The 12,813-nt window shown below is 35.6% G+C and carries 12 protein-coding genes; 7 read left to right on the top strand and 5 right to left on the bottom strand.

Annotation, left to right across the window (positions count from 1 at the left end):
• Positions 1-3 precede the first annotated feature (3 nt).
• Positions 4-1,281 carry a glycosyltransferase family protein gene (locus tag ABD682_RS12920; protein WP_344741914.1) on the top strand — a complete coding sequence of 426 codons (1,278 nt, stop codon included), beginning with the start codon at positions 4-6 and terminating at the stop codon, positions 1,279-1,281.
• A 119-nt stretch (positions 1,282-1,400) separates the two neighbouring features.
• Here ABD682_RS12920 and ABD682_RS12915 read toward each other — a convergent pair whose 3' ends face one another.
• Together ABD682_RS12915 and ABD682_RS12910 are read right to left on the bottom strand one after the other, a co-directional pair.
• On the bottom strand, positions 1,401-2,738 hold the full coding sequence (locus tag ABD682_RS12915; protein WP_344741913.1) for a hypothetical protein: 1,338 nt from the start codon (positions 2,736-2,738) through the stop codon (positions 1,401-1,403).
• Between the two features lie 200 nt (positions 2,739-2,938).
• Positions 2,939-3,631 (bottom strand): hypothetical protein, encoded by a 693-nt coding sequence (locus ABD682_RS12910; RefSeq protein ID WP_344741911.1) that lies wholly within the window; start codon positions 3,629-3,631, stop codon positions 2,939-2,941.
• Positions 3,632-3,842: 211 nt separating this feature from the next.
• Between ABD682_RS12910 and ABD682_RS12905 the strand changes: the two genes are divergently transcribed.
• Complete coding sequence (locus ABD682_RS12905; RefSeq protein ID WP_344741910.1) at positions 3,843-4,919, top strand: DUF3667 domain-containing protein; 1,077 nt, start codon at positions 3,843-3,845, stop codon at positions 4,917-4,919.
• Here the strand turns inward: ABD682_RS12905 and uvrA are convergent, their stop codons facing one another.
• A complete protein-coding gene (gene uvrA / locus ABD682_RS12900; RefSeq protein ID WP_344741908.1) occupies positions 4,920-7,703 on the bottom strand; it encodes an excinuclease ABC subunit UvrA in 2,784 nt (927 codons plus the stop codon).
• A gap of 237 nt (positions 7,704-7,940) precedes the next feature.
• On the opposite strand from uvrA, the gene ABD682_RS12895 reads away from it, so the two are divergent.
• Together ABD682_RS12895 and ABD682_RS12890 are read left to right on the top strand one after the other, a co-directional pair.
• On the top strand, positions 7,941-8,525 hold the full coding sequence (locus tag ABD682_RS12895) for a sigma-70 family RNA polymerase sigma factor (RefSeq protein WP_344741906.1): 585 nt from the start codon (positions 7,941-7,943) through the stop codon (positions 8,523-8,525).
• Between the two features lie 54 nt (positions 8,526-8,579).
• Positions 8,580-8,726: a hypothetical protein gene (locus tag ABD682_RS12890; protein ID WP_344741905.1), complete on the top strand. Its 147-nt coding sequence runs from the start codon at positions 8,580-8,582 to the stop codon at positions 8,724-8,726.
• 28 nt (positions 8,727-8,754) lie between these two features.
• Here ABD682_RS12890 and ABD682_RS12885 read toward each other — a convergent pair whose 3' ends face one another.
• Complete coding sequence (locus tag ABD682_RS12885; protein ID WP_344741904.1) at positions 8,755-9,411, bottom strand: endonuclease III domain-containing protein; 657 nt, start codon at positions 9,409-9,411, stop codon at positions 8,755-8,757.
• Positions 9,412-9,446: 35 nt separating this feature from the next.
• Between ABD682_RS12885 and bcp the strand changes: the two genes are divergently transcribed.
• Positions 9,447-9,902, top strand: a complete 456-nt coding sequence (gene bcp, locus ABD682_RS12880) for a thioredoxin-dependent thiol peroxidase (protein ID WP_344741902.1) — start codon at positions 9,447-9,449, stop codon at positions 9,900-9,902.
• Positions 9,903-9,981: 79 nt separating this feature from the next.
• Here the strand turns inward: bcp and ABD682_RS12875 are convergent, their stop codons facing one another.
• Positions 9,982-11,445 carry a TonB-dependent receptor gene (locus ABD682_RS12875; protein WP_344741901.1) on the bottom strand — a complete coding sequence of 488 codons (1,464 nt, stop codon included), beginning with the start codon at positions 11,443-11,445 and terminating at the stop codon, positions 9,982-9,984.
• Between the two features lie 93 nt (positions 11,446-11,538).
• Here ABD682_RS12875 and ABD682_RS12870 point away from each other — a divergent pair, with 93 nt between their 5' ends.
• On the top strand, positions 11,539-12,300 hold the full coding sequence (locus ABD682_RS12870) for an MBL fold metallo-hydrolase (RefSeq protein WP_344741900.1): 762 nt from the start codon (positions 11,539-11,541) through the stop codon (positions 12,298-12,300).
• A gap of 11 nt (positions 12,301-12,311) precedes the next feature.
• Positions 12,312-12,809: a hydrolase gene (locus tag ABD682_RS12865; RefSeq protein ID WP_344741899.1), complete on the top strand. Its 498-nt coding sequence runs from the start codon at positions 12,312-12,314 to the stop codon at positions 12,807-12,809.
• Positions 12,810-12,813: the final 4 nt, after the last annotated feature.

Raw genomic sequence — 12,813 nt, 5'->3', positions numbered from 1 at the left:
TAAATGAAAAAAAAGGTTCTCATTATTACGTATTATTGGCCGCCAGCCGGCGGTCCTGGCGTGCAACGTTGGTTGAAGTTTGTAAAATATTTGCCGGAATTTAACGTGGAGCCAATTATTTATATCCCGGAAAATCCTAACTATCCTTTATTGGACTCCAGTTTAAACGCCGAAGTACCAAAAGGTTTAAAAGTATTGAAACAACCCATAAAAGAACCGTATTCTTTGGCCGGGATGTTCTCAAAAAATACCTCAAAGCGGATGAGTAAGGGTATTATTTCCGAAAAAGAAAACCAGTCTTTGATGGAAAAACTTATGTTATGGATAAGAGGTAATTTTTTTATTCCTGACGCCAGAGTTTCCTGGGTAAAGCCTTCCGTTGGTTATTTATCTGAATATCTTTCTCAAAATGGAATTAATACCATAATCACCACAGGTCCGCCACATAGTTTGCATCTTATTGGAAAGCGTTTGAAACAAAACCATGACATTAACTGGATTGCTGATTTCAGGGATCCATGGACAACCATTGGTTATCATAAAGAGTTACGATTAACAAACCGTGCTGCAAACAAGCATAAGGTATTGGAAAAGGAGGTTTTGCAAACGGCTGATAATATTATTGTTACAAGTGAAGTGACAAAAATGGAATTTGAGGCCATCACTTCAAAACCCATAACTGTTATTACAAATGGCTTTGATTATGAGAGGGTAGAAGAGACGTCTTTAGATTCTAAGTTTTCTCTGGCTCATATTGGATCATTGCTATCAAAAAGGAATCCTGAAATACTTTGGAAGGTCTTGTCAGAATTAGTTGAAGAAAATAAGGCTTTTGCACAGGATTTAGAACTGAAATTTATTGGAGCAATAAGTGATAACGTTATTAAATCAATTGAAAGATACCATTTGAGTGATTATTTAAATTATTATGGTTATATTTCACATAATGAAGCTATTAAAAAACAAAGAGAGTCTCAAATTTTGTTACTTATTGAAATAGATTCAGAGGAAACCAAATGTATAATTCCAGGAAAACTTTTTGAGTACATGGTTTCCAATCGACCTATTATTGCCCTTGGTCCAAAAGGCTCAGATGTAGAGCGCATCATAACGGAATCAAATACCGGAAACTACTTTTATTACGATACACATAAATCCTTGAAAGAAACGATTTTGAGGCATTATGAGGCATACCAGAAAGGTGAATTGAAATCCCAGCCAATCGGTGTTCAGCGTTATCACAGAAAGACATTAACTGAAGCATTAGCAAAGTTACTGTAAAGATTAACTTTTAAATAAACCTTAAATAAGCTAACCTCAGTATTAAAAGGAGAAAACCCCCCGGATTTGCTTTGAGGCAAACTTACCGAAGGGCTTTCCTAACTAACCAACCAAAATTATTAAGATCTTCGTCGTGGATTTGCAGATCTTGAATTATTATTATGTCTTGTATTCTGACTTCTTTGAACCTGAGCTTTAGATCGACTTGATTGCGACGATCTATTATAACTACTAGCGCTTGAACGTTGTTGACGCTGTGGACTTGCTTTCACACGCGCATTGTTACTGTTCGAAGAATGACTTTTATTATATGTACGTGTTGTATTGCGATTTGGTTGTCGCAAAACCGGTTTATTTCTTTCCGATCTTTGGTTGCCATAATTCGAATTATTATTATTACGCGATGGGGTACTGTTTCTGTTTACCTGTGGGCGTGATGCTCTTTCATTTAAATTCCGAGCATTCCCTCTGTTGGGCGTGTTATACGTTCTGTTGGGTGCAGGCTCTGATCTTCGTACCTGGCCATTATTTGAACGTGAGTTCGAATTACGATTGTTTCCAATAATTGGTCTTTCACCGCGATTACCGTTGTTACCATTGTATCTGTTATTGGAATTTCCGATATTTCTTCTGTTCCCGTTATTTCCGGAATTTCCATTATATCTATTATTAGATCTATTATTCGCGTAGTCACGGTTTCTGTTGCCATTATTACTCGCATATGAACGTCTGTTTGCATGAGTGTTTACACGAGTAACGTTTTTAGGACTTCTGTAAACCGTAGCATAATTTCTATGTCTGGTAATGGTGCTACCTCTTCGGCTGTACACCGCAGAATATGGTCTGTGATTGTTATAAAAGGGTCTGTTATATACATAGCGTACAGGCGTGTAATAGCGTCTGTAAGGTCTGTTATAAACCACACAATAATTTCTTGGTGGAATTCTAAAATAGTTGTGCCATGGTCTGTAAACATAGTGTCTGTTATAAATATTAATATAACCTCTTACATATGAAAACTGATTGTATCTGTTATAATAAACATATAAACTACCCAAACGAGAAACATAACCAAAACTGTTATAGTAAATGTTTACATTTCCAATTTGGCTTACACGACCGTAATAGTCATAATAAATAGGCGTATTTTCTATTTGAATGATGGCGCCGTATTCATCATATTGAACATAAGCGTTATAATCATAACCGGAGTTAAAACTAAAATTCGCATTTGGTGTTCCCAGGGAAACACTTACCTGGGGACCATAATTCGGTATATAAAAATCAAACTGACCATCTGGAAAAACAGAAAATTCAATATTATCCTCCGTAAAAATGAATGATTTACCATAACCATCATAAATCGTAGTTGTGGTATTTGTATGGCTACTGCCGGCTGCAAAAACCGGAGTTCCTAAAAGGATGGAAGCTGCTATTAAAAAAATAAATCGTTTCATAATTTTCTGTTTTAAAAGTGATTCACTAATAGGGTTTCAAACAGCGTGCCAAAAATTGTATGAATGCTCATAACCCCTATGAATACTGGAAAAATTTATTTTTATTTTTTTTTATTGATTTGAAATAAAACAAAAAGCCCCAAGATATTTTACACCTTGAGGCTTTTCCACTTTAACTAATAACTAATCGAAATTTTAGCTTATCGTTTTTTATGTTTCTTTACTTCACCATTTTGTTTGAAGTAATAGTATTTGTCATTATCGTAATCATGATCTCTATGATCTCTGTGGTCGTTATCATAATCTCTATGGTTATGATCACAATTAATCATTCCACAGGTATTACAATTTTGATTATAACGATTTACCTGTCCGCGAAGCGAAACAATTTCACCCCAACGGTTATAGTTTACACGTAAACCACCAACTTGTCTCAACCAACCATGACCACGATTATAGTCAATAAATATAGATCCTGCTCTGGTTATACGTCCGTATCGGTCGTAATTAAGATAAACGTTTCCGATGCGTCTTACGTTACCGTTATAGTCTCTTACAATAGATACGCCACGATTATCCGGATATCTGTTTGAAGAGTAATTCACAGAAACATTCGGCCCCCTGTAACCAACATTAATACTGCTGCGGCGATTTGCGGTACCGTAATATGTATTGGAATAACGGTTGTTATAGGCATTAGTATTGAAATCAAAACTTCCGTCAGGGAAAATTAAAAATTCCACACCACGTTCCACAAAACTAATGGGTTGCGCATAGCGGAGATTCTTGTTTCTGTCGAAACGTTCTTGAGGGTTTTTCGTGCCTAATGTGGTTGCTGACACCGTTGATAACCCTACTAACAAACTTGCAAATAAAAGTAATAGTCTTTTCATAATCATAGGATTTTAATTGTGCCTACTCTTTAGCTTTTCGGCATTCGCTTTGTTACTAAGTTTCAATTAGCGTGCCAAAACATATTTCAAAATGAATAGAACGTTCTTTGAACTGCATCTAATTACTTGTTTTTAAATTGATTATATAGATTGATATTTTTTTTATTTTTATTGAATAAATCAACTTATTTTTACCTATAATCTTTTTTGAATGGCTGGAGAAAAACAAATTTGTAAAAACTGCGAAACAGAATTTAATGCTGATTTTAACTTTTGTCCCAATTGTGGTCAGAAAGCAAAAGATGATCTCACTATCGGTGTACTTTTCTATAACACGATTAGTAATTATTTCTCTTTTGATGCCCGTTTTTTCAAAAGTGTCATTCCATTATTACTCAAACCCGGTTATTTAGCGAAAACTTTTGTGCAAGGAAAACGGCTGTTGTACCTACATCCCGCGCAACTATATTTATTTGTATCGGTAATTTTCTTTTTTATTCTCTCTATTACTGTGGTGAATAGACAAGTAGAAACTCTGGATAATACACTTCAGAAAACCGCGGGTAAACCTTTATTTTCGGAAACAGAAGAAAATTTAGCTAAACTTGTGGATACCGCTCAAGTAGATAGCGTAATGCAAGTTTTAAAGGAAAAAAATCCTGAGATTGCCAAACAGACTAATCTTAAATCAATTGATTCGTTGATTAAGGCTGAAAATGGGAATCAATCGTTGAAAAAAGGATTCACCTGGGGATTTGATCAGAAAAAAATAGATTCTCTAATTGCTATTGACGCGCCTAAATCTGAAATATACAAGGCTATGGGGATGAGCGATGATGCCAGTTGGTTCAGTAAAAAAATACATGCCCAATTACTTAAACTTTACAAACAACGCAATGGTGGGCAATTATTAAAGGCTGTTTATGATACGATCCCAATCTCATTATTTATTTTGCTTCCTATTTTTGCTTTGCTTTTGAAAATGTTCTTTTACAAAAGAGGACCTTACGCGTATCACCTGGTGTTTAGTTTTTATTTTTATTCATTTCTATTCACCGTATTCAGCATCATGTTAATAGCCAATGAAATAGTGAAAATTCCCGGTTTCATCAACTTTTTGTTCATGCTTTCAACCTTCATATACCTTTTAATCGCTGTGAAACGATTTTATGAAAAAGGCTGGTTCAACAGTTTTTTTAAAACGAGCTTGATCACCGGAATTTACTTTCTATTTGTGATCCCTATTGCTGCTATAATTTTAACGCTAGTTGGTTTTATGTCGTTCTAGCTATAATTTTTCTTGCAGATATTTTCCGGTAATGGATTTTGAATTATTAGCGATAGCTTCCGGTGTTCCGAAGGCCACCAACTGACCGCCTTCTTCACCACCTTGAGGACCAAGATCAATAATATGATCTGCACATTTGATAAGTTCCAAATTATGTTCTACCACAATTACAGAGTGTCCGTTTTCAATTAAAGCGTTAAATGAGGTCAGTAATTTTTTAATATCGTGAAAATGCAGTCCTGTCGTGGGTTCATCAAAAATAAAAAGCACTCGGTCTTTGTTCGATCCTTTTCCAAGGAAAGAGGCTAGTTTAATACGCTGAGCTTCACCTCCGGAAAGGGTAGAAGAGCTTTGTCCAAGCGTTACATAGCCTAAGCCAACGTCCTGCAAGGGTTGTAATTTTGATACAATTTTGGATTGTTTGTTGGTTTCAAAAAATTGAAGCGCATCATCTATGGTCGAATTCAAGATATCATCAATATTCTTCCCTTCGAACTCAACTTCAAGAACTTCTTTTTTAAATCGTTTTCCTTTACAGGTTTCACATTCTAAATGAACGTCAGCCATAAATTGCATTTCTATGGTTACTTCACCTTCGCCTTTACAGGTTTCGCAACGCCCACCATCTACATTGAAAGAGAAGTGTTTCGCTTTATAATTTCGAATTTTACTCAGTTTTTGCTTTGCGAATAATGCCCGGATATCATCATAAGCTTTTATATAAGTAACCGGATTGGAGCGCGAAGATCGACCAATAGGATTTTGATCTACAAATTCGATCTTTTTAAGATGTTTGTAATTGCCTTCTAAAGCTGTGAATTGGCCGGGTTTATCACCGTAATCTGTTAATTCCTTTTGAAGCGCAGGATATAATATCTTTTTAACCAAACTACTTTTTCCACTACCTGAAACTCCGGTAACCACAGTGAGCATACTTAAGGGGAAGGTAATATCAATATTCTTTAAATTGTTCTCCCGAGCGCCTTTAATGGTAACCTCATAGCGAGAAGTGCGGCGTTTTGAAGGAACTTCAATTTTTAGATTTTCATTTAAATATTTTGCGGTAAGGGATTCTGACTGTAAAATAGTTTTGAAATCACCTTCAGCAACCACTTCACCACCAAAGGTTCCTGCTTCCGGACCGATATCAATGATACTATCAGCGGCTTTCATAATATCCTCGTCGTGCTCAACAACGATAACAGTATTTCCAAGATCTCTTAAAGATTTCAATACTTCTATCAAGCGTTCCGTATCTCTTGGATGTAGACCTATACTTGGTTCATCCAAAATATACATGGATCCAACCAAACTGCTTCCTAATGACGTTGCTAAATTGATTCGCTGACTTTCTCCTCCGGAAAGCGTATTTGATTTTCTGTTAAGGGTGAGGTAATCCAACCCAACATTCGACAGAAAACCAAGGCGGTTATTAATTTCTTTTAGTAAACGATCAGCAATTTTAGAATCGTAATCATTTAATTCCAGTTGATTAAAAAAGCTAATCAGTTTTTTAATGGGCATATCAACCAACTCTGTAATGGTTACACCGCCTACCTTAACAAAAGTAGCTTCTTTACGTAATCGCTTTCCATTACAGGCTTTACATTTGGTTTTTCCGCGATAGCGCGAAAGCATTACCCGGTTTTGAATTTTATAGGCTTTGGCTTCAAGTTCCGCAAAGAAATCATTCAAACCTTCAAAATATTGATTACCTGTCCAGATCAGTTCTTTTTGATCATCTGTTAGATTGAAATAAGGTTTGTGTACCGGAAAATCAAATTTATGAGCATTATTCACCAATTGATCCCGATACCAACTCATACTTTCACCACGCCAGGGAAAAATTGCATTTTCATAAACGGATAAGCCCGTATTAGGAACCACCAAATCTTCATCTATGCCAATAATATCGCCATAACCCTCGCATTTAGGGCAAGCGCCATAAGGGTTGTTAAAACTGAACAAATGCACATTCGGTTCTAAAAATTGCATACCGTCCAATTCGAATTTATTGCTAAATTCCTTTTGGGTTTGATCACTTAATGTTTCAATGTAGCATTCGCCTTTTCCTTCAAAAAAAGCGGTTTGAACGGCATCAGCTAAACGGTTAAAGAAATCTTCTTCATGCTTCACAATTATACGATCCACAACAAGAGATATGGTGTCTTTTTCAGAAATCGATTCTATTTCATCTATACGTTTAACCGTATCATTTACCTTGATTCTGGCATAACCCTGCTGATTCAAAACCTTTAGTTTGTTCTCCATGCTTCGGCCTTCCTCCAAATGAATCGGGGCGAGTAGCAGCATTTTTTCCCGCTCAGGAAACGTTTTTACGTAATTGATAACATCTTTAACGGTGTGCTTTTTTACTTCTTTCCCTGAAATAGGCGAGTAGGTTCTTCCAATTCGTGCGAACACTAATTTTAAATAATCGTAGATCTCCGTTGTGGTCCCAACTGTAGACCTTGGATTGGTAGAATTTACTTTTTGTTCTATAGCAATGGCAGGAGCAATACCTTTTATATAATCAACTTTAGGTTTGTTTAGTCTGCCCAAAAACTGGCGGGCATAACTCGACAAGCTTTCCACGTAGCGACGCTGGCCTTCAGCGTAAAGTGTATCGAAAGCTAAACTTGATTTCCCGGAACCCGATAATCCTGTAATAACAACTAATTTATTTCTGGGAATAACAACATCAATATCCTTTAAATTGTGAAGTTTGGCTCCCTTAATGATAATGTTTTGCTTGGGATTTATTTGGGAAATATCGGAAATCATAGGCTTTTTGCACGTAATTTTGCAAAGATACCATAAGTATTTCATCTTATAAAATAGACTAAAACAAAATAATATGTTAAAAAAGAAGTCGAATTTTTGTTTTTTAGTAACGATTGTTGTTATATTTGGTACTATCAATCAATTAAAAATCAACACTTGCCTATAGCATAACATTACTTTTTTAAACGTTTAACCCCAAAGCACAATACCCATGACTTGTGCTAAAAAGTAATATTTATGCAACACGAACTTATACCAGACGCTACGTTGGTTAGAAATTATATGAGTGGCCAGGAAGCTGCTCTAGAAATTCTGATCTTACGGCACAAACAAAAGATTTACAGCTTTATTTATTCAAAAGTTTTTGATTCAGATATTGCTGAAGACATTTTCCAGGATACCTTTATTAAAGTGATACGCACCTTGAAACGTGGCGCTTATAATGAAGAAGGTAAATTTTTACCCTGGGTCATGCGTATCGCTCACAACTTAGTTATCGATCATTTTAGAAAATCGAATCGTATGCCGAAGTTTGATAATGCAGGAGAATTCAATATTTTTTCTGTGTTAAGTGATTCTACATTAAATGCTGAAAAAAGAATCATTAAGGCACAGGTGGAAGATGATGTTCGACGATTGGTAGATGAATTACCTGACGATCAACGCGATGTTTTAATGATGCGTATTTACAAGGATATGAGTTTTAAGGAAATATCCGAGCGTACCGGCGTTAGTATCAATACAGCTCTGGGTCGAATGCGTTATGCACTCATTAATTTGAGGAAAATAATAGAAAAAAACAATATAGTTTTAACGAACTAACAATAAAGTAGGTTTTAGGCCGTTTATAATTTGGATAACTCTTAAAATATTATAATGGCAAAACTTTACTCTGAAAAATCTATTAAAAATTTAAACCGATTGGAACCCAAAGATGAAACCGTGAAGTTTCTATTGGATTATTCTAAGGCTTTAAGTGTTATAAGTTGTAAATCTCTGAAGTTTGAAACACTTCTGAATTAGAAATGAGAAGTCCTGATGCACTACACCATCAGGACTTTTTTTTATAATATTCGTTAATAACGGATTGTCTTCCAATAGTTTTAGTGATCACATCTTTTTCAAGATCCCAACCTCTGGCAGGCGAGTATTCTCGTCCGTACCATATAATTTGAAGGTGCAACTTATTCCATAATTCCTCAGGAAATAAACGCTTGGCATCTTTTTCTGTTTGTACAACATTTTTTCCGTTACTTAAATTCCATCGGTACATAAGGCGATGAATATGAGTGTCCACAGGAAATGCAGGAACACCAAAACCTTGAGACATGACAACACTTGCCGTTTTATGACCTACTGCAGGCAATGCTTCCAATGCTTCAAAATCCTGAGGTACTTTACCATCATGCTTTTCAATTAAAATTTTAGATAAACCATGGATGCCCTTGCTTTTCATAGGGGATAGCCCTACGGGTTTTATTATTTCACGAATTTCTTCAACCGTAAGTTTAACCATATCGTAGGGATTATCAGCTTCAGCAAATAATAAAGGTGTGATTTGATTTACCCTAACATCCGTACTTTGAGCTGAAAGCAATACAGCAATTAATAAAGTATAAGGGTCTTGATGCTCTAAGGGGATAGGAACTTCAGGATAAAATTCATTTAAGGTTTTTATAACAAAATCAACCTTCTCTTTCTTATTCATAAATTGTATTTTTGTAAAAAATCAAAGTTAAGACTATGAACACTTTAAAACAAGGTGATGCTGTGCCGAATTTTACAGCAAAGGACGAACAAGGAAATACGATTTCATTAAGTGATTACAAAGGGAAAAAACTCATTGTTTTCTTTTATCCTAAAGCAAACACCCCGGGTTGTACCGCTGAAGCTTGTAACTTAAGAGACAACTATAAAGCCTTGCAGGATAATGGGTATGCTATTTTAGGAGTGAGCGCCGATTCTGAAAAAAAACAAACTAATTTTAAGGAAAAATACGATTTCCCTTTTCCGTTATTAGCCGATGAAGATAAAACGGTGATCAATACTTTCGGAGTTTGGGGTCCTAAGAAATTTATGGGTAAGGAGTATGATGGTATTCACAGAACAACCTTTATTATTGATGAAGAAGGAAAGGTAGAGCGTGTGATTGACAAGGTGAAAACCAAAGATCATGCAGCACAAATCCTGGATGAATAACTTCTAATTTTATATTATTGAATAAAAAAAGCAGCTATTTTTTTAGCTGCTTTTTTCTTTTTTTATCGTGAGCCACAGTTCATTTACGGCGTCTGGTTAAAGTCAATGGTTTTCGAGTGTATCCAAAAAGTCTGTAATCCTTAATTAATTCGGCTGTTCCATCAGGAACCATATCTTCCCAACCGGATTCACCTTCAGAGATCATTCGTAAAATTTCTCGGGAGAAGATATTCATGATACTCTCGTCATATTCTTTAATATCAATGACTTTTCCATTGTATTTAAAGAATTTGTACAATTCCTTCATTCTAGGATAAACTTTCAAGTTTTCACTATTAATAAGTTCACCGGTTTCAGGATCGAGCATCGGATAAAGGTATACTTTCAGATCTTTAAAGAAGAGCTTACCAAAAGCTTCTAAAATCCCACCACTGATATGGCGATAGTATTTTTCATCAAAAATATCAACTAAATTACTCACACCCATAACTAATCCCATACGGGCTTTGGTATATTTAGAGAAGTATTCAACTACCTTATAGTATTCCTGAAAGTTGGATATCATAACAGACTGTCCGAGAGCACATAATAAATCAGCACGATCTATAAAATCTTGCTCGTCTATTTCACCCTCAGCACGTAAATTGGAAAGTGTAATTTCAAAAACAACAACGGTTTTTTCCTCATCCACCTTGTTTTCCTTAATGAACATTTCATATGATTTCTCATACATAGCCATATTCACCTTCGTAACAGGGCGGAAGCTACCTCGCAAGGCCAGAACGTTTTTCTTATAGAATACACGTGCAGGTAATACGTTGGTACCATCCGGTCCGAACATCACCGCATCGGTCATGCCATTCTTAACAAGTTGTAAACTCATCAAACGATTATCTACATTTTGAAAAACGGGACCAGAAAAGTTGATCGTATCAATTTCAATTTGGTCCTTATCTAAATGATCGTATAGGTAACGAAGTAATTTTTTAGGCTCGTTGTATTTATAGAAGGCCCCATAGATAAGATTTGTCCCTAATATACCCAGGGTTTCCTGTTGCAGTCGTGCATCGGTTTCTTTGAATCGCACATGCAAAATAATTTCATTGTATTCCGCATTGGCTTCAATCTGATATTTAATACCAACCCAACCATGACCTTTGTATTGCTTAGCAAAATCAATAGTTGCTACGGTATTAGCGTAGGTGAAAAATATTTTATTAGGATGTTCTTCCCGCGTTAAGCGACTTTCAATAAGGCTCATTTCGTGGGTTAACATTTTGCGTAAACGCGCCTCAGTAACATAACGGCCGTCTTCTTCAGCGCCATAAATGGCATCACTGAAATCTTTATCATAAGCGGACATGGCTTTTGCAATTGTTCCTGAAGCACCACCTGCTCTAAAAAAATGGCGACAAGTTTCTTGACCTGCGCCAATTTCGGCAAATGTTCCGTAAATATTTTCGTTGAGATTGATGCGTAAAGCCTTGGATTTCAAGGACGGAACGTTATCAAATTCTTTATCGCCTTTAATGGTAATTTCCATAGTATTTTTAGGTTGAAGGTAACGCCACAAAGGTATGAATTAAGTATATCAAACAAAAAAATAACCTTATTTTTGTTCAAAAGTTACGCTATTTTGAAAATCACTTTTTTAGGCACTGGAACTTCTCAAGGTATTCCCATAATTGGGAGTAAACATCCTGTTTGTTTAAGCACAAATCCTAAGGATAAGCGACTTCGTGTTTCCATTTTGGTAGCATGGGATGATTATCGCTATGTGGTAGACTGCGGTCCGGATTTTAGATATCAAATGCTACGCGCTGATGTAGACCGTATCGATGGGATTTTGTTTACCCATGAGCATGCCGACCATGTTATGGGGTTTGATGATATTCGTCCGTTTTATTTCCGTCAGGGAGATATTCCGATTTATGGGCATCCACGCGTTATAGAATCCTTAAAAACACGTTTTGATTATGTGTTTGCTACAGAAAATAAATATCCTGGAGCACCAACGGTAAGTATCAACGAAATAAGTAATACTCCATTTCATTTGCATAATTTAGAGGTTATCCCCGTAAATGGCGATCATGGAGGCTTGCAGGTTTTCGGATTTCGTTTTGGTGATTTTGCTTATTTAACAGACATGAAAATGGTAGGAGATGAAGAGATAGAAAAAATAAAAAATGTTCCTTTTTTGGTTGTGAATGCGTTACGTATTGAACCACATCGTTCCCATTTTAATTTAGAAGAAGCTCTCGCTTTTATTGAAAAGGTAAATCCAAAGAAGGCGTTTTTAACTCATATTAGTCATTTGCTTGGCTTTCATGACGAGGTAGAAAAGAAACTGCCGGAACATGTTTCCCTGGCCTATGACACTTTAGAAATCACTATTTAAAAATTATCAATATGAAGCAGAAAATTTTTATGTATTTGTTTGTTTTTATGGCGCTTCTGGTGCTTTATCAATACATAACCTCCAAGAATACCTTTCAGGATATGAATACCACTATTGAAAATTACAGGGCACTAAATAAAACTTATAAAGATTCCCTGGCGACATTAGATCATAAAATTCAAGATCTTTCCTATTTCAATTTAGAACGTAATGAAGATGCCATAAGTTATTTTGAACGTGATGGTTATAATGTAGATTCCCTAATTCCGGTAATTAAAGATCAATTACACGAACTTAATTTCGAAAAAAAGAATCCCTTAATTCCATATGAATCCAGTGAAGACCGAAAAATGCTGATCAATACCGTTAAAATTTTGAATCATAAATGGATCGTGGCTGATTTTTCAGATGGAGAATACTGGGGAGAGTTGTTCATTAATTATTTCGTGAACGAGGATAAAACCATTGATTTTGAATTAAAAGAATCTTTTCTTTATCCTTTTGACTAAGCTA

Origin of the sequence: Gaetbulibacter aestuarii (assembly GCF_039537665.1) — a bacterium.
Taxonomy (GTDB): domain Bacteria; phylum Bacteroidota; class Bacteroidia; order Flavobacteriales; family Flavobacteriaceae; genus Gaetbulibacter_A; species Gaetbulibacter_A aestuarii.
The sequence above is the reverse complement of the archived record's forward strand: the minus strand, read 5'-3'. Positions and strand labels throughout refer to the sequence as shown.